The sequence below is a fragment of the Sphingomonas sp. P4_D12 genome, from assembly GCF_056401895.1.
The window spans coordinates 325,879-350,655 of sequence record NZ_JBFUIL010000006.1 but is presented as its reverse complement, the minus strand read 5'-3'; the positions used below and the strand labels follow the sequence as shown (position 1 = coordinate 350,655).

The following is a 24,777-nucleotide window of genomic DNA, read 5'->3' as shown; positions in this document are numbered from 1 at the left end:
ATGGAAGCGGTCCGCACCACCTGCGCCTATTGCGGAGTGGGGTGCGGCGTCGTCGCGCGGCGGACCGGCGAGCGCAGCGTGGAGATTGCCGGCGACCCCGATCATCCCGCCAATGCCGGTCGGCTATGCTCGAAGGGCACGCATCTCGGCGAGACCGTCGGGCTGGAAGGGCGCCTGCTCCATCCGATGATCGGGGCCAAGCGCGTCGGCTGGGATCGCGCGCTCGACCTGGTCGCGCGGCGCTTTCGCGACACGATCGCGCGCCATGGGCCGAACAGCGTCGCTTTCTACGTCTCCGGCCAATTGCTGACCGAGGATTATTACGTCGCCAACAAGCTGATGAAGGGGTTCATCGGCTCGGGCAACATCGACACCAATTCGCGGCTGTGCATGTCGAGCGCGGTCGCCGGCCATGTCCGCGCGTTCGGCGAGGATGTGGTGCCGGCAAGCTATGCCGATCTCGACGTGGCCGACCTGATCGTCTTGGTCGGGTCGAACACCGCCTGGTGCCATCCGATCGTCTATCAGCGGATCATGGCCGCGCGCGCCGCTCGCGGGACGAAGCTGGTGGTGATCGATCCGCGCCGCACCGAAACCGCGGCCGAGGCCGACCTCCATTTGGCGATCCGGCCGGGCAGCGACGTCGCGCTGATGAACGGGCTGCTCGCCTGGTGCCGCGACGCGGGGCTGATCGATCACGACTATCTCGCCGGGCATGTCAATGTTCCCGGCGATTTCTGGGACAAGCTTGGAGAGGGGAACGATCTGTGGTCGACGGCGCGGACGTGCGACGTCCAACCCGCCGACCTCAGACGTTTCTACGATCTGTTCGCCGCCAATCCGCGCACGGTGACGATGTTCAGCCAGGGTATCAACCAGTCGGTCAGCGGCACCGATCAGGTCAATGCCATCACCAACCTGCACCTCGCGACTGGCCGGATCGGCAGGCCCGGCGCGGCGCCGTTCTCGATCACTGGCCAGCCCAATGCGATGGGCGGGCGCGAAGTTGGCGGGCTCGCCTCGACGCTGGCGGCGCATATGGACTTCGCGCCTGACAATGTCGCGCGCGTCGGCCGTTTCTGGGCCGCGCCCAACATGGCGACCAAGCCCGGATTGAAGGCCGTCGACCTGTTCCGCGGCGTCGGCGAGGGACGGATCAAGGCGGTGTGGATCATGGCGACCAACCCCGCCGTCTCGATGCCCGATGCCGGCCAGGTGCGCGAGGCACTGGCTGGATGCCCGTTCGTCGTCGTGTCCGATGTCATCGCTGATACCGATACCAGCCGCTTCGCGCATGTCCGCCTGCCGGCGACGGCCTGGGGCGAGAAGGACGGCACGGTGACCAATTCCGAGCGCTGCATCAGCCGCCAGCGTCCGATCTTCGCGCCGCCGGGCGAGGCGCGGCCCGATTGGTGGATCGTCAAGGAAGTCGGCCGTCGCATGGGCTGGCGGTCGGCCTTCGCTTTCGACCGTCCGGTGGACGTGTGGCGCGAACATGTCCGGCTGAGCGCCTATCAGAATGACGGTGCGCGCCGCTTCCGCCTCGACCGCGCGACGCCGGGCAATAGTGATTATGAGACGATGGAGCCGTTCCGCTGGGGCGACGACGCCTTTGCCGATGGCGTCTATCCGACGCCGGACGGACGGGCGCGGCTGATCACCGTCACCCGGCGTTCCAGCGAGCGGCCGCTCGACCGCTGGCCGATGACGCTCAATACCGGGCGGTATCGCGACCAATGGCATACGATGACGCGCACCGGGCTCGCCCCCAAGCTCGCACGCCATCGCGAGGAGCCGTTGGTCGAGATCCATCCCGACGATGCCGCGCGGTTGGACATTGCCGACGGCGCCCTGGCCCGGGTGTCGACGCCGCGCGGCGAGAGCCTCTATCGCGTTGCCGTGACGGACGCGCAGCGGCTCGGCGAATTGTTCGTCCCGATCCATTGGACCGATCGCGGGTCGACCGGCGGACGCACCGGGCTGCTGCCGCGCCCGCTGGTCGATCCGCATTCGGGCCAGCCCGGCTTCAAGACGACGCCGGCGGCGATCGCGCCGGTGGCTACCGCGTGGCACGGCTTCCTGCTCATGCGCGGCGAGCCGGCCGCGATGCCGGACTGCCTGTGGGCCACCCGCGTCGCGGTGCCGCAAGGGACATTGTGGGAACTGGCCGGCGACGGCGACGCCGCGGCGATCGAGCGCCTCTTGCCGCAAGGCGACCGCATCGAAGCGTTCGATCCAGCCAAGGGATCGCGCCGCATTGCCGTCATCCGCGAGGAGCGGCTGGCGGCATTGCTGTTCGTCACGTCGGAGGGCGTGCTGCCATCGCGCGACTGGCTGATCGCGCAATTGGCGGCGCCCGCGGTCGCACCGACCCTGCTCGCCGGCCGCGCACCCGGGCCGAGCGTCGATCGCGGCCCGATCGTCTGCGTCTGTTTCGATATCGGCGCGCGCGCGATCACCGATGCGATCCGCGCGGATGGCCTGGCGGACGTTGCCGCCGTCGGCGCGGCGCTGCGCGCGGGAACCAATTGCGGATCGTGCCGCCCGGCGATCGCCGGATTGATCGCCGATCACGCCAATCGGGAGAGTGTCAATGTCGGTCGATGACTTTCCGCCAGGCAGCGTCTGGCTGGTCGGCGCGGGTCCCGGAGACCCCGATTTGCTGACGCGCAAGGCCGAGGCGCTGTTGCGCCGCGCCTCGGTCGTGTTCCACGACGCCCTGGTCGGACCTGGCGTGCTGGCTCTCATTCCCGACCATGTCCGGCTGGTCTCGGTCGGCAAAAGGTCCGGGCGCCATTCGCGCGACCAGGAGGCGATCAACCGCCTGCTGATCGAGGCGGCCGGCGACGGCGAGCGGGTCGTCCGCCTCAAGGGAGGCGATCCGACCCTGTTCGCGCGGTCCGCCGAGGAAATGGCCGCGCTCTCCGGCGAGGGGATCGCTGTTCGGATATGCCCCGGCATCACCGCGGCAAGCGCCGCCGCGGCATCGGCGGGACTGTCGTTGTCGCTGCGCGGCCAGGCGCGGCGGGTCGAATTCGTCACCGCGCACGCCGCGCCGGGCCGCCCGCTCGAGCTCGATTGGCGCCGGCTGGCCGATCCGCAAGCGACGATCGCTTTCTACATGGGGCGCGGCGCCGCGGCCGACATCAGCCGAAACCTGATCGCCGCCGGGCTTGCCGCGGCGACGCCCGTGATCGTGGCGTGCGATATCAGCCTGCCGGGAGAAACCAGGCTGCAGACCCGGCTCGACCTGCTGCCGTTCGCGGTCGCTGCAATCGCCGACGATCGCCCGACGCTGATCATCGTCGGGGAGGCCGTCGCGCCGCCTGGGATGGCGATGGCGCAGGTCGCCGGGACGAAAGCGGCCGACGCGCAACGTTAGAGCGTGATGACGTGAGGAGCGTCCCGCTTACCGCTTGGTCGTGCGATCCGGGACATAAGGCCGCCCGGCCTTGTCCGCTGCTGCCTTGGCCGGCGTATCGGGGAACAGGTCGTTCATCTTGGTCGGCAAATTGGGCTGGACGTACCATTGCGGCGGAAAATCGGCCGCGCGAGTGCCGTTCACGTCGCGGTTGACCAGCCCGCTACTGGTCTTCTCGGTATAGGGCACGACATGCTGCCCCCTGCTGTTGGAGAGTTGCTCGAACAGCGCGTGGCGCAGCACCAACTTGCGATCGAAATAGGCGGGATCGTCGACCAGATTGTTCATCTCGTCGGGATCTTTGGAGAGGTCGTACAGTTCCTCAATATCCCATACCCCCTGATACTGGATGTATTTCAGGCGATCGCGCTCGATGGCAAAGGTGGTCGGCGTTTGCGGGAAGGTCCATTCCCAATAATATTCATAGACGAAATCGCCGGGCTTCCAGTCGGCCGGTTTCACTTTGCCTTCGGCCAATGCGAGCCAGCTCTTTCCTTCCATCTGCTTCGGCTCGGCAAGATGGGCGACATCGAGGAAAGTTGGTGCCAGATCGAGGTTGCGCACCAGGGCAGGGTTGACCGCGCCGCGCGGCAGCATGCCCGGAGCATAAGCGATCATCGGGACGCGGACCGATGGCTCATAGGCATTGCGCTTGTCGATCAGGCCATGGTCGCCGATCAGGAAGCCATTGTCCGAATAGAAGACGATCATCGTGTTCCGTTCGAGGCCTGCCTTCTTGAGATAGGCGATGATTCGACCCAGGCTCTCATCGACCGGCGACAGCGTGCGGTAGATATCGCGCACCTGCTCGGTCAGCTTGCGATCGGTATGATACGGGAAGCCGGCGCCATGCCAGCTGTTGCGCTGGTTACGCACCCATATCGGCTTGCCGCGATTATTCTCGGGCGTGTTCGCCATGCTGGCCGGCAGCTTGATCTCGAGATTGCTATATTGCGTCTTGTAGCGATCCGGCGGCACCGCGTCCGAATGGACGGCCTTGTGGCTCAGATAGAGGAAGAACGGCTTGCTCGGATCGCGCCCCTTCTCCAGCCAGTCCATCGCATAATCGGTCAGCTCGTCGGTGATATAGCCCGTTCGCTTGACGACCTTTCCGTCGACATTCAGCGTCTGGCGCTCGCCCGCCGCGATCTGGGCTGGCGATAGCTGATCGGTCGGGAAATAGGTTCCCTGGCCCTTGAAGCTGACCCATTTGTCGAATCCCGGACGCGGCGCGTCGGTGTCGTTGCCCATATGCCACTTGCCGAAGAAGCCGGTCTGATACCCGGCCTGCTGCAGATAGGCGGGAAAGAAGATCAGGCCTTTTTCCGACGAATTGTTGTTGTCGATCACGCCGTGATTGCGCGCCGTTTGCCCGGTAAGGATCGTCGCGCGGCTTGGCGAGCATAAGGACGAGGTGACGACGGCATTGGGGAAATAGACCCCGTTCTTCGCCAGATAATCGATATTGGGAGTCCGCAGGCCAGGAGTGAGGAACCCCATCGCATCGAAGCGAAGATCATCGACCAGCACGAAGATGATGTTTTCGGGTTTCGCCGGTACGGGCCTTGCCGGCTTGGGTTTTCCCGCCGGAGATACCGTTGCGGGTCCTCGGGCGGACAGCGGAGAGAGCGCCAGGGTGCAGGCCCCCAGCGCGACGATGCTCAGGCGAAAGCGGCGACGGACGGTCATGGTCTGTCCTTTCTGCGTAGCACGCATCGAAAGCCGATATGACTGGTGGAGGAGTCGATCGCCTGGGCGTGCCGAGCCGCCGGGCGATAGCGCTGGCAGTAATTGGCGGCGCAAAGATGCGATCCGCCTTTCAGCACCTTGCGCCCGATCCGCACGTCCGGCGTGACCGGATCGCGGCTGTCGCGCTCGCGGCCGCCACGCGGATTGGCCGGAACGCAGCAGGCGTTGCCACGCTTCTTTTTCTCGATCGTCGGAAGCGCCCACCAGTCCGCGGTCCACTCCCAGACATTGCCGATCATGTCGAACAGTCCGTAGCCGTTGGGCGGATAGGTGCCGACCGGCGACGTGCGCTCCCATCCGTCGAGCAACTGGTTGGCAAAGGGAAAGGCACCTTGCCAGTAATTGGCGAGCATTCGGCCCTCGGGCGCCAGCTCGTCACCCCAGGCGAATTCGGTGCCGTCCAGGCCGCCGCGCGCGGCATATTCCCATTCCGCCTCGCTCGGGAGGCTTTTGCCGGCCCAGGCGGCATAAGCTTCCGCATCGCTATAAGCGACATGGACGACGGGGTGATCGGCCAGATCGTCGATCCCGCTGTCCGGTCCGAGCGGATGGCGCCAGTCCGCACCGAAGGCGAAGCGCCACCACAAGGAGAAATCCTGCAGGTCGACCGGTCCCGTGGTCGGCTCGAACACCAGCGACCCGGGTTGCGCCATCTCGATGGGCATGCCGGGATAGTCCGCCGGATCGGGAGCGATCTCGGCCAGCGTGCGATGACCGGTCGCGGCGACGAATTGGGCGAATTCGCGGTTGGTGACTGGCGCTTCATCGATCCAGAAGGGGTCGACGCGCACCAGGCGCACCGGCGCCTCTTCCGGGTAGAAACGCTGCGATCCCATCTTGAAGACGCCGCCGTCCAGATGACGCATGCCGGCGGTCGACGCGATGCTTTCACCTGTCGTGACGGACGCCGGTGTCACCATCGCAACTGCTCCTGACCGCAAAGGGCGTCGACCGGGCTGCGTCCGGTGAACCCCGCCTCGCCGACCAGCCGGCGAACCAACTCGCGCTGGTTGTCGGCCAGCGAACAATAAGCGTTGATATAGGTCGAGAAATTGGGCGCGTCGTAGAGATAATAAGGCTGGCCGAACGACACCAGCAGGGTCGGAACCTCGCGGTTGAACTGGGCCATCGCCTTGCGCGACCCGCCATGCAGTTTGGCCATGTCGAGGAAGATATGGCCAAGGCTCGGCGTCGCTTCCTGGCCGATCAGATAGACCAGCAAATCGGTGTCGGCCGGCGTCGGAAAGTGATCGCGATCGTACAGGCGCAATTCAAAGCCGCGCCGCTCCATCTCTTCGACGAACGGCGCGAAGCTGCGCTCGGGCGCGCCTGAGAAAAAGCTCCAGCCTCGCTCGGCGATCATCGTCACGCGCCGATGGCGTACAGGGTCGAGCGGCAGCAGCGCTTGCGTATCCTTGACCAGCGTCAGCCCCTCGCCAGCCGCCCGCCGCGCGGTGGCGAGATCGGCCGGCCGTCGCAGCCGCGCGCGGACCATATCGAGTGGTGGGAGCCGCTCCTCCACGGTGGCGCGGTGCAGGCCGAGCTTCGCCTTCAATGTCAGCATCCGGGTTACCGCTTCGTCGAGCCGGGCCTCGCTCAACCGGCCCTCCCGCAACCCCTTGAGCATCAGCGCCAGGTCGGATCGCGGGTCGCGGCTGAACAGGAACACATCGCAGCCATTCTCGATGACCGCCGGAACCGCCTCTTCGCGGTCCATCCAGCTGGTGAGCCCACCCATCGGGGTCGCGTCCGACACGATGAGTCCGCGAAAACCCAGGCCATCGCGTAACAATGTCTGGTTGAGCAGGCGCGAGACCGACGCCGGACGGAAAGCCTCGCGGCCCGCGTCGGGGATCAGCGACCGCACGAAGGCGGGCAGCGCGATGTGCGCCGACATCACCGTCATCACGCCATCGCCGATCAGCGAACGATAGATGCGCCCAAAACTGTCTTCCCACTCCGCGAGATCGAGCGGATTGACGGTGGTGGTAAGATGCTGGTCGCGGTCGTCGATCCCGTCGCCCGGCCAGTGCTTTGCGGTCGCGGCGATGCCATGCGCCTGCAACACCCGGACATAGGCCCGCGCCTGCGCGATGATCGTGTCCGTGTTCGCGCCGTAGGACCGCGTCCCCACCACGGCGTTGCGGAAAGCGCGATTGATGTCGACGACGGGCGTGAACGACCAATTGTAGCCGAGCGCGCGGCTCTCGCTCGCGACGATCGCGGCGATCTCCTCGGACAGCGTCAGATCGTCGCAGGCCGCGATCCCCATCTGGTTGGGAACGGGCGTGACGAACGGATAGCTGGTCGTGCCGCCTTCGATATCGCCCGAAAGGATCAACGGAACCTCCGCGCCGTCCAGCGCGTCGCGGGTCGCGCGCCACGCGGCGGCCAGATCGCCGGCCGGAAAGCGGTGGATGCCGCCGGGAGCGAGCGCGGAGAGCGCCGCGGTCTCCTCGGCGGTGTCTTCGCGGCTCGACAGCACGAAAAGCTGTGCGATACGCGCTTCGGTGTTCAGGCCGTCGCGGGTGCGTTCCACCCATTGCCGGTCCACCGGGAGAAGCGCGAGCGGATCCGGCATGGCGCCGGGCTGATCGGTCATGGGTGGCATGACCACGAGTTCGGGGGTCATTCGGTGCCCTCGATCGATTGCGTGGCCTTGAGCCCGTGCATGCCGAGCAGGAGAAAGGCCACCGCGAGCGGTGAGAAAACGGCGCAGGTGATGGCGATGGCCTCGGGCAGGCGCTGCGGATCGTGGAAGCCGTAATCGGTGATGAGCGCCACTACCATCGGCCCGAGAACGCCGCCGACGAGGTTGACCAGCAGCATGTAGCCGGCGGAGACGAGCGCTCGCATGCGATTGGGCGTAAGGTCCTGGAGCGCGGCGAGGCCGCCGCCGAGGTTGAAGCCCGCGAAGAAGTTCATTGCGCCGATCATCGCCAGGGCCAGCCACGGCGCCGCGACCAGCGGAAACCCGATCGTGAGCGGCACCAGCGCGACGAAGCCGGTCAACGCCACCAACAAATTACCCCGCGAGAAGCCGAGGCGATGCAGCCAGCTGGCGCAGAAGCCGCCGGCCAAGGCGCCGGTCGTCCCGCAGAAGAAGACGATCAATCCGTACCGCGCCCCGATCTCAGCGATCGTCCAACCGAACTTGCGCCCGAAAAAGGCGGGGATCCACGCGCCCGTGCCGTTGCCGACCAGGATCATCATCGCAAAGCCCAGGCCGATTCCGAAATAGGCCGCCTTGCGCGACAGGACATGGCTGAACAGCGTTGCAAGCGGCACCGAACCGGAATCCGACGTCAGCCCGCGGCGCGCGGGTTCGCGGATCGCCAATACCAACAGCGACAGGAGCAAGCCCGGCACACCCAGTGCGAGGAAGACGACGTGCCATCCCTTCACCGCGCCGATCACCGGGAGCGTGAACGAGCTTTCCGGCGGAAGCACGCCGGCGACCAGTCCGCCGATGAGCAATGCCAGCGCACCGCCGAGATAGACGCCCATCTGATAGACGCCCATCGCCGAGGCGAGCCGTTCGCGGGGAAAATAGTCGGACAGCAACGAATAAGCGGACGGGCTGAATCCCGCCTCGCCCGCGCCGACGCCGATGCGCGCCACGAACAAGGCGCCGAACGATCGAACGAGCCCGCACGCCGCGGTCGCCAGGCTCCACACGAAGATCGATGCCGCGATGATGTTGCGCCGGTTGGAGCGATCGGCCAGCCGTGCGACCGGAATGCCGACGCCGACATAGAAGAGCGTGAAGCTCAATCCATAGAGAAGGCTCATCGCCGTATCGGAGGCATGCAGATCCTGTTTGATCGGCTGCACAAGCAGCGCGAGCGCCTGACGGTCGACGAACGCCAGCGTGTTCGCCAGCATCAGCACGATCGCGACGAACCAGGCCGTTCGCTGCGGTGGCCAGACGTCCACGCTGGTCGACTCCTCGCCCATCAATCGGGCTGGGCCAGGCCGGGCGGCGTGAAGTCGCGGAAAACCGCCGGAACGCCTTTCTTGAATCCGGCGAAACGCGCGCGCGCGGCGGCGAAGCGCGCGCGCATGTCGGCAAGCACCTCGGGATAGCGATCGGCGACGCTGTAGCTTTCGCTGGAATCGGCGGCGATATCGTAGAGTTGGGGATATTTGGCGTCGGTCGAGATCAGGTGACCGCGATAATAATCGAACGCCACATATTTCCACCGCTGCGTACGGATGCCGACGAGATCCTCGTTGTTGAACAACAGCAATGCATCGTGCGGCGTCCGCGCCGCCGACCCGTCGAGAACCGGCGTGAGGTCGCGACCGTCGAGCTCGACCTGCGGCAACGATGCGCCGGCGAGCCTGCATAACGTCGGCAGGAAATCGATTCCCATGGCGATCGCATCGGTGCGGCGTCCGGCGGGAATCAGCCCGGGCGCCCAGGCGATCAGCGGAACGCGATAGCCGCCATCATAGCCGCCGCCGCCCTTGCGCTGGCGCAGACCTCCTGCCGAACCCTCGAACCAGGGACCGTTGTCCGACGTGAACAGGATCACCGTGTCGCGATCGAGCTTGCTCGCCTTGAGCTTGGCGACCAGCCGGCCGACGATATCGTCTATCTCCGCGACGACATCGCCATAGGAGCCGACCGCGGCGCGTCCCCGAAAGGCCTTGTTGGGATATTCCGGCAAATGGGGGGCGCTCAACGCCAGTTCGACGAAGAAGGGGCGGGACACGTTCCGCTCGATGAAGCGCTCGGCTTCGGCATAGAAACGTTGCTGCAATTGGGGCAGGTCTGGCTTCTCTTCGCGCACCGGCCCGTCGCCGTCGATCGTGTAGAGCGGCAGCGGCGCCATGTCGTGGCTGTAGGGAATACCGAAGAAGTAATCGAAGCCGTGCGCGATCGGGGTCCAATGGTCGCCGGTATGACCGAGATGCCATTTGCCGAACAGCCCGGAGACATAACCGGCAGGCTTGAGCGCCTGCGCGATCGTCACTTCGGATTGAGGCAAAACGCGCGTGTCGTTCTGCATGATGACCTGATAGCCAAGGCCGGCGCGGACCGGATAGCGTCCGGTCAGCAACCCGGCACGTGATGGCGTGCATACATTGGCGGGCGCGTAATAATCGGTGAAGGTGAGGCCTTGCGCGGCCAGCCGATTGAGGTTGGGCGTCGGGATACGGCGTCCACCCGTCGGCTCGATATCGCCATAACCAAGGTCATCGCAAAGGATGACGATGAAGTTGGGCGGCCGTTTGGAACCGCGCGCGCCCAGCGGGCCGGACAGGGCTTGGCTGGCCAGCAATGCCGCTGCCGACCCGAGAAGCTGACGACGATCCATCGCTTGGTTCCTTCAAAATCCCGCCGGTCATATCCTCAGAAATGCACCGCGAAGGTCGCCCCCACATAGCGGTCGGCATCCTTGTTGAAGGTCGCGACGATGTCTTTCGAATTCGTCGTCGTGGCGAGCAGCGAGTTGTGCGCGATGGTCGAATAGTAATTCTGATCGAACAGGTTCTTGGCGAACAATGTCAGGCTGAAGCGGCGGTCGCTGGTATAGGCGCCGATGCTGAGGTCGACGATCGTATAGGCCTTCTGGATGAGCAGCGGATCCTGCTCGATGGCGAAGCCTTGCTTGCTCTGATAGCTCACCGCCACCTGCGCGAAGCCGCCAAAGGCGCTGCCGACATCGAAATCGTAACGCGGCGCCACCGTGAACCGCCATTTGGGCGAGGCCGGCAAGGGCGCGTTGCGCAAATCCTGGCGCGGGCCCGAAACGGTCGTCACGCCGTTCACCGTCGTGCTGGCGCGATAACAGCTGTTGGTAGGGAAGTTGCCGGTGAGGGTCGGTGCCGCAGCCTGGAATTGTAACGGGCAATTCAGACCGTCGATGCTCACCGTCGAGTCGGTATAGGCCAGCGATGCCTGGATATCGAGTTTCGCCAGGGGATGCAGCGTGGCTTCCAGCTCGACGCCCTGGCTGCGCGATTTGCCGGCATTGGTCGAGATGAAGGAAATGACGCCGGTGATGGGGTCGCTGCGGTTGGCCTGCACCTGCAGGTTCGTATAATCCGCGCGATAGACGGCGAGCGCGAAACTGAGCAGCCCGTCTCCGGTCCGGCCCTTGAGGCCGATCTCATAGGCATTGACGTGCTCGGGCTTGAGGTCGGTCTGATGGGCGAAGTCGGTGCCGGCCTCCATATTGTAGCCGATGCCTTTGTACCCCCTGGTATAGGTCGCATAGGTCTGCAGGTTGCGGCTGAACTCATATTGCAGGCCGGCCTTGCCGGTCACCGCGGTGTCGCTGTCCCTGAGGGTTCCCGTCGAGACGGCGGCCACGCCCGGCAATAACGTGTCACCGGCGTTGGTGACGCCAAGCTGCGTGCCGAAATTGGTGCCCGTTTCATATTGGACGCGCAGCCCGCCGATCAGCTTGAGTCCGCCGACGACCCGATATTCCGCCTGGCCGAATGCCGCGATATTATCGGTCTTGAGGTCGGCGAAGCTCGACGAGGATTGATAGGTCGGCGCGGCGCAAGGCTGGCCGATCGTGCCGCTCGCGCAGACCGCGCGGCGGCGTGCGTAAGGCCTTTTCACCTCGCCATGGCTGTAAAAGGCGCCGACCACATAGGTGAAGTCGCGATTGCCGTTGGAGGCGATGCGAAGCTCCTGCGAGATCTGGTTCAGATCGACGATGCCCTGGTTGAAATTCCACGACGCGTAAGCGGATGGGCCGACATAGAGCACCGGGTTCGAATCGATGCGATCGACCGGCTGGTTCACCAGCAGGTGATATTTCTGATAGGCGGTGATCGACGTGATCGTGGCCGCGCCCAGATCCCAGTCGCCCTGCAGCGAGATTGTCGTCTGGCGGCTATTGGCCTTGTTGGGGGTATCCTCCGAGACCAGGCGATTGGTCGGAGAGGCTACCACCGGGGCTTCGAGCCGGGCGATCACCGGGTTGACCACGCTGATCGACGAATAGGTGCAACAGCTCGAATAGGTCTCGCGATAATCGGCGCCGAGCAGGAAGGTCAGATTGGGCGCCGCCTCCCATTCGATCTTGCCGCGTAGGCCCCAACTCTCCTGACCGTTGACATGGCGTTTCAGCGTGACGTTGTACGCCGGCCCCTGCACATTGTTGTAAAAGCCGCCGACGCGCACGCGTAGCGTGTCCGAGATCGGGCCGGACAGGGTGCCCTTGACGCGATATTCATTGTCCTCGGCGATCGTCACATCGCCCTTCGCTTCGAAAGTCGACGTGGGGCGGGCGGTCACGATGCTGAGCACGCCGGCGCTCGCATTCTTGCCGAACAGCGTACCTTGCGGTCCGCGCAGCACTTCGATGCGGTCGACGTCCGCGATGTCCGACAGAGACTGGGCGGCGCGCACCATCGGGACGCCGTCGACGACCACAGCGACCGACGATTCGACCCCCTGACCGAACAAGGCGGTGCCGACGCCGCGGATACGGAAGGTGGTGTTCGCCGGGTGGTTGCCCTGTTGGAAGGTGAGAGAGGGGACTGCCCGCGTCAGCGCCGTGGTGTCGTTGATCTGACGGCTGGCGAGCGTTTCCCCGCTGACCGCGGTTACCGCGAGCGGCACGTCCTGCAATCTTTCGCTCCGCTTTTGGGCGGTGACGATGATGTCGTTCGACGAATCCTGCGCGGACGCCTGGTCGTCGCTTGGCGCCGCGGGGCTCGCCGGGGTCGGGGCCGGCGCCGGTGCGGACTGCGCATGGGCGGGAAAGGCGCCGATGGCCAGCGAAATGGCGAGCGCGCCCGCCGCGCTGGAGAGGCTATAGAAGCTACGAAGATCGGCCATGTTGGGGCATCCTCCTTTTTCCGAAGCCGCACATGCATGACGGCCCAAATCGGGATGCTCGAGCCCTTGGTGCCCGCTATCCCCTCGGCTCTGATCTACGTCAGATGTAGCGCTACATGATCTGGGGTTTGGAGCGAGTCAACAACTTTGTGTAGCGCAACAAGTTGGTTTCTGAGAGGATGCGGATGTGGGCGACAAGGACAGATCTCGGAAGTCGAGCAACGCGGTGACCATGCACGCCGTCGCCGTTCGTGCGGGCGTATCGCCGATGTCCGTCTCCAACGTGATCAACGGCCGCACCGTTCGGCCGGCAACGCGCGAGGCGGTATTGCGGGCGATCGAGGAGCTCGATTACACGCCGAATGTCGCCGCCCGCGCGCTGGCGAGCGCGACGATCACGCGCATCGGATTGTTGTATCACAGCGCCGAGAGCGCGTTCGTCAGTGCCTTGCTGGTGGGGGCGCTCGACGCCGCCTCGCGCTTCGGCGCGCAATTGCTGATCCGCCGGTTCGACGAGGCGCGTTCGCTCGCCGATATCCTGCTCGACATGGTCGCGGGCGGCGCCAACGCGCTCATCTTGCCGGCCCCGCATTGCGAGGCGATCAGTGGCACCGGCCTGGTCGAGCAACTGAAGGTACCGGTCATCGCGCTCTGTTCCGGCGACGAACTGCCCGACATGTCCTCGGTCCGCGTCGACGACGTTGCCGCGGCGCGCGACATGACCAACTATCTGATCGGCCTCGGCCATCGCCGCATCGGCTTCGTGCGCGGCGCGCAAAACCACGTCATCAGCAGGACGCGGTTCGAGGGCTATCGTCTCGCTTTGGCCGAGCATGGCGTGGACCTCGATCCCGACCTCGTCGTCGATGGGGATCTCACCTTCGATTCGGGTCTGGCGGCAACGGAGCAATTGCTGTCCTTGCGCGATCCGCCCACCGCGATTTTCGCGAGCAACGACGACATGGCGGCGGCGGTCGTTTCCGTCGCCCATCGTCGCGATATTCGCGTGCCTGATCAGCTTTCGATCGTGGGCTTCGACGACAGTCCGATTTCGCGCAAGATCTGGCCGGCCCTGACAACCATCCGACAGCCGATCGTGGACATGACGGCAATTGCCGTCGAATCGCTGATAGCGATGCTCGGCGATCCCCAGGCAAGATTGTCTCCGGCCATTTCCACGATTTATGCCGAACATTCGCTCGTGATCAGGGGATCGAGCGGTGCCCCGGAATGTCCCGGGTGAGCTGAACACTAGGATCGCTGCAACTCATCAAGTGCCTTAACGTGCTGTGCATTGGGCTGCCTGGTGGGTAAAGTTCCTCAAAGTCAGCCTCATTGAAATAGAGGCCATCTTTATACGACCAGCAAGACCGTGCTGCACGATCGTCGAAGACGACGCCGAGATCAGCGAACTCGCTGCGGCGCTGTTCAGTCGCGAGGCCTTAGCGGTGGGCGTTTGCCGGGATGGAGCTGAGGTTGACCGGCTGAGTGGCAGCCGCCGTGAGCGGTCGGACTAACGGCCGACAAGCGAAGACGATCAAGCCCCCGGCACCGCTATAACCGCGGGTCTCTTGCCTCGTTTTCCTGAAAAATGACCGGGCCGGTGCGATTGCGACCGGCCCGGTGAGGCTTCTCCGGCCATCATGGGGTACCGAAGACGATTCAGGCGCTGCGGTCTGGTTGTCCGGTGATGGGCGTGTGTTGCGAATAGATGGCGATCCAACGACCATCGCGGCGGTTGAAGACATCGATGCCAAGCGATGTCGCGCCGCGATAATGGACGATCGCGACATCGCCGACCAAATCGATCGTGACCGATGGGTTGGGCGGCGGCGCTTTCCAATCGGGGTTGGCGCCGGCGCGTCGCTTCGCGGATGACAGCAATTGCATCTTGGTGTGAACATTGCCGTTGTCGCTGATCGACACATATTCGGGCGCGAGCAGCCTTTCCAGGAAAGGGACGTCTCCCTGCGCTTCGGCGCGATTCCAACCATTCTCCGCAACCATGATTGCCGCGCGCGGATCGTCTGATGCAGCCATGGCCATGGCGAGTAACAAGGGTATCATGGTGTCTCCTTCGTGGGTGAGGATCGACGGCGGCGGTTCGGCATTCGCCGCCCGTTTTCGCTAAGTCTTGTCGGTCTCTTTTCCTGTTGGAAAAGTTGCGCGTGCGGCAACAAGCCAGGCCGAACTGGCCAGCATCACCGCCATTGTCAGCATCGTCAGTTCCAGCCGGTTGCCGGGCGCCGCTGCCACGCGCGGAAGGTGCAGGAGGAGCACAAACGAGCACATCATCAGGGCCTCGACGGTTGCTGCCAGCGCGGCGGCGCGATCGATCAACAGGCACAGGCCGGTTACGATGTGGATCGTCCCGGTCAGGTAGGCGAGCACCAGATGATGTGGCAGCCATGCCGGGATCATGCCCGCGGTGAAGTCCGCATAGACGTAATGCGCCGTTCCGAACACGATGCAGCACAGCCCGAACCCGCGGCGGAGCAGCTTTGTCCAGCGGTCGTCGTTGCTCGCCAATGTTGCCAGGCCCGCGGCCATGGCGAGGTTCTCCGCCGTACCGTTCAGCGAGGCGACCGAGCCATGCGCGGCCCAGACCAGCGGCAAGTGCAGGGCGATCGCCCAGAGTAGAAACCAGCCGCCAGCGACATTGGCGGCGATCGGACGCGCGGCTTTCGCGACCAGGGCGGAGCCGGTGACGATCAGGAGCAGCGCCGAGAGATAGACGATGACGAGGCGGCCGGTAATGCCGGCGGGAAGCGGCTGCCATTGCAGCAGCGTGTCGCCGAAGACGAGCGTCAACAGGCCCATCGCAATCATCGCGGTCAGCGCGCCGCCGATGCCGATCGCAAGCGACACGCGCGCAGGCAGCGGCCGCAGCTTGTCTCGCAGCGCCTCCGGCCCGGACATGAACCGGGCGCCGCGCAGCGCGGGGTGGCGTTCGAGCCGGTTCATGTCAGTCTCCCAGGGCGTGGACGGGATGGGCACCGCGCGTGGCGATCGTCTGCCTCCGCGCGGCCGGCACTGTCAGATCGTGTGGCGAAACCGTCACGGGCCAGTTGGGACTTCGCGGTATGAGCCAGACCGGGCCGTCGGCCACCACGGCCTCTGGGCCGCTGGCGATCGGCGCCTGTCGCGGGCGCGGGTCGGGCCGGATGATTTGCCGTTGCGCAACGGAGAGGCCGGGCGGTTGCCCGACCCCTCCGCTCGCAACGATGACGTCAGAACTTGAACGTCGCGCCCGCCTTGAAATACCGGCCGATCGCGCCCGAGGCAGCCCAGGCCGGATTGTAGTTGTTGCCGCCATAGGTGTTCGGATCGAACGGCGCCTTGGCGTCGAACAGATTGGCCACATTGGCATAGAAGGTGAAGCGGTCGCCGACCTTCACACTGGTATTGAGGTCAAACGAGAGGAAGTGCTTCACCGTGCATTGCAGCGCCGGTCCAAGCGTGCGCGCGGTACCGTCGGCATTGTACTTGACCGACGATTCGGGTGTCGCGCCCGCGCCGCAGCTGCCGACGCCGGCATAATCGGCCGCCCAGCCCCTATATCCGCTGGTGTAATAGCCCGTCAGGCTTACCGCCCAAGGCCCGATCTCCAGCGTGTTCTGCCACGTCGCACGCCAGCGCGGCGTGCCTGATGCCGAGGTTACATTGTACGATCCGAGGGTCCCGAGATAATCGTAGATCGAGCCATCGGCATTGATCTGCTTGTACTCGAGAACCTCTGTGCCCTCGAGATTGGTCGTCCATTTGACGTCCGGCCCGAGGTGGAATGTCGCCTGGAGCTGGGCGTCGATGCCCGAGGTCTTGAGCGACTGACCATTTTGGTAGGCCGCGTTCACAAACAGCGGCGTGGCGAGCAGATTGGGATGGTCGGGATCGGCCGGATTGAGCGTGACCGTGATCCCCGGCGGCAACGCGCCGGCGGTCACGCCATTGCCGAGGTACGTGGTTGCAAACGTTGAATCAGCCGGACTGTAGATGACGTTCTTCTTCCTGATGTTGTAATAGTCGATCGTCAGGCTGATCGAGTGCACAGGCTGGAACACGGTACCGAACGTGAAGCTTCGCGATGTTTCGGGCTTCAGGTTCGGGTTGCCGACCGAATTGAGGCCGAGCGAGTAGGGCAGCACATAGGCGTTGTTGCCATGCGCCGCCGACACGGTCGAGTTGGGCGTGTAGTTGACGAACCCGATCACGTTACCGCTGGTTTCCGGCACCGACGGCGCCCGGAAGCCTTCCGAATAGGTGCCACGGATCGCCAGTTGCTTGATCGGCTTGAACTTGAACCCGAACTTCGGGGAGAAATGGTCGAAGCCGATCGAATAATGGTCGTAGCGGCCCGACGCGTTGAGTTCGAGCATGTTCAGCACCGGCGCCTGGACTTCGTAGAAGGCCGAACTGATGTAACGGTGACCGATCGCGGTGAAGGCGTTGATCGTCAGGAACTGATTGCCTGGATTCGGCGTCGGATCGAAGATGTTTTCATAGCGGAACTCGCCACCGACACCGAGGCTGAGCGGACCGCCCGGCAGCTGGAAGAGATCGTGGGTGACGACGCCCTGGATTTCACCGGTTTCCGAATGCGCCTTGCTCTGCTGTTCGGGCGAAATCTGATCGCGGATCGCCTGGCTGTTCGACGACGGATTGATGAAATTATAGGTGCCGTCGTTGATCGCCTTGGTGAGGCCGGCGAGATTGATGTTGCCGGTGCGATCCTGGGTCAGGTTGGTGCGCATGTAGCTGCCGTTCAGGCTGTAGCTCCAGACGCCGCCGTCGCCGAACTTGCCGTCGATGCCGCCCGCGATGCGATAGGTTTGCGACGTGTTCTTCAGCGCCGACGGAATATCGCCGAACGAGTAGAAGATCATCGCCGCCTTGCCCGCCGCGGCATAGGGGTCCTGCGGATTGAGTGAGCCGTTCGACAGATGCGACGGCAGGACGAGGCCGTAAGTGAACACCGGGTTGTTGGACCGCAGGGTGCTGGGCGGGCGATTCTGGAAGATGATGCTCTCGTAGAACGTGCCTGCGAGATAGGCCTGCGCATTCGAACCGACATTGACGGTCAAGCGGGCGGTGCCGCCAAACCGGGTCTGATCGGGCGCCAGCTGTCCATACTTCTTGACCTGATCTTCCTCGCAATACTGGCCCGCCGAGTTGGTGCGCGTGGTCAGACCCGCGCCGCAATCGGTGCGTCCGAGGATCTGATACTGGCCGCCGGCGATCGCGACCCCGCTCAGGATGTTGCCGGGCGTGATCTGGTTGGCCGGGCGAACCACCGCGACCGTCGTGCTGCTGGCGCTGCTGACGCTCGGCGGCAGGAAGTCGACGTCGCCATTGGCCCCGGTGAAGCCGTTGCCGGCATCGATCGACGACAGGTTGTTGGTGTTGAGCGGGAAGCCGCGGTCGCGCGCCCAGATCGATTTCTGGTGCTGATATTCGCCGCTGATATAGATGTTCCAGCCCTGCTCGCTCAGCTTGCCGTAGCCGGCCGTGAGCTGCGCGCGCTGGCCGCCGCCGTCGCCGCGCTGCGAGACGCCGCCTTCGAGGCGACCCTGGATCCCCGTGATCTCCTTCTTCATGATCACGTTGACCACGCCGCCGACGGCGTCGGCGCCGTAGGTCGACGACGCACCGTCGCGCAACACCTCGATACGATCGACGATCGCCGACGGAATGGTGTTGAGGTCGGCGAAGCTGCGCTGGCCGTCATCGGCGAGCGGGTAATAAGCGGGGCGCAGGCCGTCGAACAGGATCAGCGTCGAGTTGACGGTGAGACCGCGCAACGACACGCCCTGCGCACCCGAGGCGAAGGCATTCATGAAACCCTGCGGAACACTGCCGCCATTGCCCGCCGAAATGGTGTTGATCGCATCGGCGATCGTCGTCAGGCCGCGCTGTTCCAGCGTCTGAGCCGATAGCGACGTGACCGGCGACGGCGTCTCGGTATCCGTGCGGCGGAACAACGTACCGGTGACGACGATATCGTTCGCCATGGCGTCCTGGCCGTTATCGGGGGCGGGCTGGCTCGACGCCGGCGTCGCGTCCTGAGGCTTGACGGCATTGCTCGCCGTTTCCTGGGCGAATGCCGGTTGCGTCGCTGCCAGCGCGCAACACGTCAGCACTGCAAGGCTGGCTGCCGTCTTGAAATGGGCTCGGCGTGCTCTGGTACGGTTTCCCAGCGGAAATGCTTCGTTCTCGGTCATTAATGTCCAACCCCTTGTGAACCCGCCGGTCGCCCCGGCTGCCGCTCTGGTGCGGTTCGGTGGAGGCGTGGCGGGTGCGCGTTATCGCGATCGCCCGGCAGACGGATGCCTACCGGGCACGATCGACCGCGCGGTGTCGCAAGAAGCGGCGCGAGCCGATTGGGCCAGAATGCCGGATTGCGGCTGGGCCAAGCGGCAGCCGACCCGCGATAGAGGAAAGGTGACGGCTAGGGAGCGGCGTCGAGCGTCGGCGGGCCGCGTGTAATCGCCTCCGCCAGCCGCTTGGCGAGCGCCGGCGCCCGCCGCTCGGGGACGTTGGCGAAACCAACCAGAAGGGCGTCGCGCAGGTCCTCGCGCGCAGTGAGGCGTGCCAGAGCGAGTGCTCCCAGTCCCTCCGGCCGCAATGGATCGAAATGAGCGAACCGGCTGCCTTCGCCGGGAATCCTCAGCAGCAGATGAAGGCCGCCGATCGCCTGGTCGATCTGTGCTCCTCCAGCGAACTCTGCCTCGATCGCCTGCGTCATGGCGTCGCGGCGCGTGGCGTAGGCGATCCGCATGCGCTGGACGTGACGCGCGAACTGGCCGCTGGCGAGAAGGTCGGCGACGGCCGTCTGGTCGACGATCGAGCGACCGCCTTCGCTAACGCGCAGCGCGCGGCGCAAGCGATCGGCGATCGGCCGCGGAGCGACGATGTAACCGAGCCGTAGACCCGGGAAGAGCGACTTGCTGAACGTGCCGGCATAGAGCACGCGTTCGCCTTCATCGATGCTCTTCAGCGAGGGCAGGCTGCGCCCGTCGCTGCGAAATTCGCCATCGAAATCGTCTTCCACCACCCAGGCGCCTTGCTCGTACGCCCAGGCCAATAGTTGCTGACGTCGCGCGAGCGACATCGCGGTCCCCAATGGATATTGATGCGCTGGGGTCACGACGCAAAGCGCGGCGTGCGGATCGAGCGCGCGTCCGGCGTCGACCGACAGGCCCTCGCGATCGACCGGTACCATGATCTGGCCGAGCCCCGCCTGGCGCACCGCGGCACCCGAGATCGGATAGCCGGGATCCTCGAGCCATACCGACCGGCCACGGCCGGCCAACTCGCGCATGATGAGGGTGAGCCCGGATTGGAAGCCGCCCGTCACGACAATCTGCTCGGGTGCGCAGGCGATGCCGCGCGAGACGCCGAGCTGGGTAGCAATGACGCTGCGCAATTGCGGCAGCCCGGCCGCGTCGGGATAGATCATGTCGGTGCCGCTGGTCGCGCGCGCGGCCCGGCCGATGGCCTGCGCCCATATCTTGCGGGGAAAGAGGTCAAGCGCCGGGACGCCCGGCGTAAGCGGCAGCAACGCGTCGGGCCGCCAGGAGCGTGTGGACTTGGTCGATGCCGCGGCCGGTGACGCTCCAGGCAGATCGTCATTGCCCGCCGGCGGGCGCCGCGCGACAATCGTGCCGATCCGCGGTCGTGTGTCGATAAAGCCGTTGCCCGCCAACATTCCATAGGCCGCATCGACGGTGCCCCGCGCAACGCCCGTCTCATTGGCATAGGCGCGCGCAGACGGCAGCCGGTCGCCGGGCTGCAGCCGCCCGTCCAGGATCGACTGGACGATCCGATCGTACAGCTGGCGATACAAGGGTGTGGCGGCCTCGCCGGCGGCCTCGCGCCCGGCGGCATCATCGAAGGGACGTAGGTCATTCATCGGGTCAAAATCCGCTCGTAACCGGAAGGAACCCATGCAACATGCGCTGCGGCAGGCGTGGCATATCCCATACGCTGGTCCGTGGCCGATGTTGTAGCACGCCCATCGTGCCATAGGGAAAGACGTGAGCAGGCGGACCCGGCCTTGGGAAAGGCGATGGGGCGATGCGATATGGCGAGGTGTCGTCGCGACTGGCCGATACCGAGCATTTTCGGCGCTGTCTCTCATGCTTGCCGGGCTGAACGGATGTCGGGCCAGGTCGATTGCCTTTGCCATAGGCGTCGGCTCACGTCGTTTTGAACCTATTTGCTCTCGACGCGTCCGACAACCTGCACATCGAATGGTCCGCGGCACCGTCCGGCGTGGACTGACACTCGGCGACGTCGTCAATGGCCGTCGGGTCAACGGACTACGCGCCAGCGTAAGCGACAGGGGCCGGGGGGCCTCCAATACGTCAGGGCGCGAACTACGACGTGCCGGGAACGAAAAAGGGTAGCACGGGCATAACTCGGGCGGATTGCGGAAACACGTTCCGCGCTGCCCGATAAGTCATTGAGAAATGGCGCACCCGACAGGATTCGAACCTGTGGCCTCTGCCTTCGGAGGGCAGCGCTCTATCCAGCTGAGCTACGGGTGCGAGCCGGGTGCGCCTAGCAAAGCATCGCTGCGCGCGCCAGCGATTCTATTTCGCGCCTATTTCGTAATCGTGACCGGTTGGAACTTGCCCAGGCCGCAACGCGGGCCGGGGCCAGCACCGCCCGATTGCAGCACGGTGATCGTATCGACCGAGCATAATTGGTTGGTCGATACCGAATAAGCGAAGCGCTCCTCGAAGCCGAGGCCGGGGCACGAATTGGGCAGGGTGTTGCGCAGGATCTTGCGGTTGTTCATCTCGAAATCGATCACGCTGTCGCTGCGGACATGCGTCTCGCGCACCTGGCTCAGATTGACGCAATCGACCGCGGGGCCGGCGGGGGTCGCGGGCGGGACTTCCTTGTCCTTCGCGCTCAGCGGGGCGACGATCGCGGCGGCGGCGAGAGCGAACAAGAGCGGGCGCATGGCTTTTCTAACTCCGTATCAGGCGGCGCGGGTCTTGGGCGCCGGCGTCTTGGGCTTGAACGCACAAAGATCGGCAACGACGCATCGCCAGCATTCGGGCGTGCGCGCCTTGCAGACATATCGGCCGTGCAGGATTAACCAGTGATGAGCATGCAGCCGGAACGGCTGCGGCACGGCCTTTTCCAGCTTGAGCTCGACCGCTAGCGGGGTGTTGCCACGCGCCAGGCCGGTGCGGTTACCGACGCGGAAGATGTGGGTGTCGACCGCGAAGGTCTCGGCACCGAAGGCGACGTTCATCACGACATTGGCGGTCTTGCGCCCGACCCCGGGTAGCTTCTCCAACTCGTCGCGGTCGTCGGGGACCTCGCCCTGGTGATCGGCGATCAACTGCTCGGACAGCGCGATGACGTTCTTCGCCTTGGTGTTGAACAGCCCGATCGTCTTGATATGCTCCTTGAGCTTCTCTTCGCCGAGCGCGACCATCTGCGCCGGGGTATGGACCTGCTGGAACAGCTTGCGGGTCGCCTTGTTGACCCCGACATCGGTCGCCTGCGCCGACAGCACGACCGCGACGAGCAATTGATAGGGATTGCCCGATTCGAGTTCGGTTTCGGGATGCGGATTGTCGGCGGCGAGGCGGCTGAAGAACTCGACCACATCGGCCTTGTTCATGCGCTCCTCACCGTTGGCCTCACAGGCCCAATACCTCGGGCATCGTGTAGCGCCCGGCCGGCTGGCCGGCGAGCCACAAAGCCGCACGCACCGCGCCGCGCGCGAACATCTCGCGGCTTTCGGCGCGGTGGATCAGTTCGAGCCGTTCGCCCGGTCCGGCGAAGATTACCTGATGATCGCCGGCGATCGATCCGCCGCGGATCGCGGAAAAGCCGATCGTCCCTTCGCTCCGTGCTCCGCTCAGTCCGGCGCGGTCGACCACTTTGAGATCGGCAAGCGCCGCGCCGCGTCCCTCGGCCGCCGCATCGCCGAGCAGCAGAGCGGTGCCCGACGGCGCGTCGACCTTGTGGCGATGATGCGCCTCGACGATCTCGATATCCCAATCGGGTCCGAGCCGCGCGGCGGCATCGGCGACCAGCCGGGTAAGCAGCGTGATGCCGAGCGAGGTCGTGCTGGTCTGCAGCACCGCGATCCGCGCGGCGGCATTGTCGATCAAATCGTGATGCTGCGGGCCCAGCCCGGTCGTGCCGACGACGATCGGCGTCCCCGCCTCGCACGCCGCCGCCAGATTGGCTTCGAGCGCGGACGGCGCGGTGAAGTCGACCAGCACGTCGGCGCCACGCGCGAGCGTCAGCGGATCGCCGCCGGCGTCGACGCCCCCCGCCACGGTCGCGCCGAAATCGGCGGCGATCGCGGCGATCGCGCGGCCCATCCGGCCCTCGCTCCCCAGAATCCCTATCGCGGTCATGGCTGTCCCCTTGCACCAATCTCCGGCGGCGCGACAGGGGGTAAGGGAGGCTGAGCGCCGGGCAGTGCGGGCGCGGCGCCCAATACCAGCGACCAGGGCTGGGGCAGATAATCAACCGACATGTAGAAATAGAAGGCACAGCTGCCGTCGGGACGATAGGTCGCACCCTTGAGGATGCCGAGCGCGGTCGTGCCCGAGAACACCGGCGACCCGCTGTCGCCGCCCTTGCAGGTCGGGCCGGAGACGGTGACCCAGGTCGGCAGGCACGCGCCGCCGCACAGATCGCCGGCCGGCGCGAAATCGGTCAGCTCCACCAATGCGCAACTATAGCCGGTGCGCTCGCCGCGATGGCAGACGAAGTCGCCCGCGCGCGTCTGATCGCGGGTGCGCGATCCCGTCACCGGGCGCTCGATCGTCTTGGCGGTATCGGCGTAGAATAGCCCGGCGAGCGGCCCCTGCACGGTGCCGATCTGGAGGTCGTGATAACCCCATCCCCATTGGCCGACGAAATCGAGCGGCACCTCACTGTGGTCGGGGGCGATGAAGCTCATTTGGTCGAGGCAGTGCGCGGCGGTGGCGACCCCGTAGCGCGCGCCATCGGTGACGACGAAGCCGCTGGTGCACAGATAACGCTTGCCGTCATCCGGGCTGACGCCTTCCAGCCGCGCGCCGCCAAGCGGTGGCGCGGACAGATTGACGTCGACCTGATCGACCACGCGGATGCTGACCGGCACGCCCGCCACGCCCTCGACCTTCTTGCGCCATTGCTCGACGCCGCTCTTCGCCTCGCCACTGGTGATGAGCACGACCAATTCGCCTGTACGCGGGTCGAGGCCCATGGCGGGCGGGCGCGAGAACATCGCGCGGATCTGCGCCTGGTGCCAGGTCACTGCCCAGATTACGCGATCGCGCGAGGCGCGCGCGCCGGTGCGGAAGGTGACGGGGACGGTCATCCCGCCCAGTTGCAGCGTCTCGTCGGGAACGGCCTCGCTGCCGGTCAGGTAAACGTTGATGCGGAAGTCGGGACGATGCTGGATCGAGATGCCGGCGATGCGGTCGCGATATTTGGCTTCGATCGCGTCGGTGACGGGGACGCTGGCATCGAGCGCGGCGAGGCGGCGTTCGGCTTCATCCTGCGGGACGGCGAACAGCTTGGCATATTCGGCGGCGTCGCGGGTCAGGGCTTCCGCCCGGGTTTCGATGGTCTGCGCGTTCGCCATGCTGGGCAGAACCGCGAAGAAAAGCAAAAAGACGGTCAGCAGAATACGCATATGGCCGCCATCACTACATCGTCATCCCGGGCTTGTCCCGGGATCCACGGTGCCACCATCCGCGAAGCGAGAGCCTCTTGTCCAGCGCCTGCCTCCCGGTGGACGCCGGCACAAGGCCGGTGTGGCGAAGGTGTTGGTTCA

The 24,777-nt window shown here is 65.3% G+C and carries 17 protein-coding genes and 1 tRNA gene; 3 read left to right on the top strand and 15 right to left on the bottom strand.

What is annotated here, in order from left to right:
* Both AC1DSD_RS14140 and cobA read left to right on the top strand, forming a co-directional pair.
* Positions 1 to 2,607, top strand: coding sequence for a molybdopterin-dependent oxidoreductase (locus AC1DSD_RS14140; protein ID WP_478030957.1), 2,607 nt, complete (start codon positions 1 to 3; stop codon positions 2,605 to 2,607).
* Positions 2,594 to 3,382, top strand: a complete 789-nt coding sequence (gene cobA / locus AC1DSD_RS14135; RefSeq protein WP_478030956.1) for a uroporphyrinogen-III C-methyltransferase — start codon at positions 2,594 to 2,596, stop codon at positions 3,380 to 3,382. Before AC1DSD_RS14140 ends, cobA begins: the two co-directional genes overlap by 14 nt.
* A gap of 27 nt (positions 3,383 to 3,409) precedes the next feature.
* Here cobA and AC1DSD_RS14130 read toward each other — a convergent pair whose 3' ends face one another.
* The 6 genes from AC1DSD_RS14130 to AC1DSD_RS14105 are packed head-to-tail and all read right to left on the bottom strand — an operon-like array spanning position 3,410 to position 12,977.
* Positions 3,410 to 5,110, bottom strand: coding sequence for a sulfatase family protein (locus tag AC1DSD_RS14130; protein WP_478030954.1), 1,701 nt, complete (start codon positions 5,108 to 5,110; stop codon positions 3,410 to 3,412).
* Entirely contained in the window at positions 5,107 to 6,036 is a 930-nt protein-coding gene (locus AC1DSD_RS14125; RefSeq protein WP_478031370.1) for a formylglycine-generating enzyme family protein, read from the bottom strand. The genes AC1DSD_RS14130 and AC1DSD_RS14125 overlap by 4 nt, the downstream gene beginning before the upstream one ends.
* A gap of 47 nt (positions 6,037 to 6,083) precedes the next feature.
* Positions 6,084 to 7,802: a glycoside hydrolase family 3 protein gene (locus AC1DSD_RS14120; RefSeq protein WP_478030953.1), complete on the bottom strand. Its 1,719-nt coding sequence runs from the start codon at positions 7,800 to 7,802 to the stop codon at positions 6,084 to 6,086.
* A complete protein-coding gene (locus AC1DSD_RS14115) occupies positions 7,799 to 9,106 on the bottom strand; it encodes a spinster family MFS transporter (RefSeq protein WP_478030951.1) in 1,308 nt (435 codons plus the stop codon). The genes AC1DSD_RS14120 and AC1DSD_RS14115 overlap by 4 nt, the downstream gene beginning before the upstream one ends.
* 20 nt (positions 9,107 to 9,126) lie before the next feature.
* A complete protein-coding gene (locus AC1DSD_RS14110) occupies positions 9,127 to 10,494 on the bottom strand; it encodes a sulfatase family protein (RefSeq protein WP_478030949.1) in 1,368 nt (455 codons plus the stop codon).
* Between the two features lie 35 nt (positions 10,495 to 10,529).
* Positions 10,530 to 12,977: a TonB-dependent receptor gene (locus AC1DSD_RS14105; protein WP_478030947.1), complete on the bottom strand. Its 2,448-nt coding sequence runs from the start codon at positions 12,975 to 12,977 to the stop codon at positions 10,530 to 10,532.
* Between the two features lie 232 nt (positions 12,978 to 13,209).
* Here AC1DSD_RS14105 and AC1DSD_RS14100 point away from each other — a divergent pair, with 232 nt between their 5' ends.
* A complete protein-coding gene (locus AC1DSD_RS14100; RefSeq protein WP_478031368.1) occupies positions 13,210 to 14,220 on the top strand; it encodes a LacI family DNA-binding transcriptional regulator in 1,011 nt (336 codons plus the stop codon).
* 419 nt (positions 14,221 to 14,639) lie between these two features.
* On the opposite strand, the gene AC1DSD_RS14095 is transcribed toward AC1DSD_RS14100, so the two are convergent.
* The 9 genes from AC1DSD_RS14095 to AC1DSD_RS14055 form a co-directional block, all read right to left on the bottom strand.
* Positions 14,640 to 15,044, bottom strand: coding sequence for a nuclear transport factor 2 family protein (locus tag AC1DSD_RS14095; protein WP_478030945.1), 405 nt, complete (start codon positions 15,042 to 15,044; stop codon positions 14,640 to 14,642).
* A 60-nt stretch (positions 15,045 to 15,104) separates the two neighbouring features.
* A complete protein-coding gene (locus AC1DSD_RS14090) occupies positions 15,105 to 15,941 on the bottom strand; it encodes a DoxX family protein (protein ID WP_478030943.1) in 837 nt (278 codons plus the stop codon).
* Positions 15,942 to 16,207: 266 nt separating this feature from the next.
* A complete protein-coding gene (locus AC1DSD_RS14085; protein ID WP_478030941.1) occupies positions 16,208 to 19,195 on the bottom strand; it encodes a TonB-dependent receptor in 2,988 nt (995 codons plus the stop codon).
* Positions 19,196 to 19,422: 227 nt separating this feature from the next.
* On the bottom strand, positions 19,423 to 20,886 hold the full coding sequence (gene pdxR, locus AC1DSD_RS14080; protein WP_478030939.1) for a MocR-like pyridoxine biosynthesis transcription factor PdxR: 1,464 nt from the start codon (positions 20,884 to 20,886) through the stop codon (positions 19,423 to 19,425).
* 560 nt (positions 20,887 to 21,446) lie between these two features.
* Positions 21,447 to 21,523, bottom strand: a tRNA-Arg gene (locus AC1DSD_RS14075).
* Positions 21,524 to 21,579: 56 nt separating this feature from the next.
* Positions 21,580 to 21,945 (bottom strand): hypothetical protein, encoded by a 366-nt coding sequence (locus AC1DSD_RS14070; RefSeq protein WP_478030938.1) that lies wholly within the window; start codon positions 21,943 to 21,945, stop codon positions 21,580 to 21,582.
* 18 nt (positions 21,946 to 21,963) lie between these two features.
* On the bottom strand, positions 21,964 to 22,617 hold the full coding sequence (gene nth / locus AC1DSD_RS14065; RefSeq protein ID WP_478030937.1) for an endonuclease III: 654 nt from the start codon (positions 22,615 to 22,617) through the stop codon (positions 21,964 to 21,966).
* Positions 22,618 to 22,636: 19 nt separating this feature from the next.
* On the bottom strand, positions 22,637 to 23,365 hold the full coding sequence (gene dapB, locus AC1DSD_RS14060; protein WP_478030935.1) for a 4-hydroxy-tetrahydrodipicolinate reductase: 729 nt from the start codon (positions 23,363 to 23,365) through the stop codon (positions 22,637 to 22,639).
* Entirely contained in the window at positions 23,362 to 24,636 is a 1,275-nt protein-coding gene (locus tag AC1DSD_RS14055) for a chymotrypsin family serine protease (protein ID WP_478030933.1), read from the bottom strand. The genes dapB and AC1DSD_RS14055 overlap by 4 nt, the downstream gene beginning before the upstream one ends.
* Positions 24,637 to 24,777: the final 141 nt, after the last annotated feature.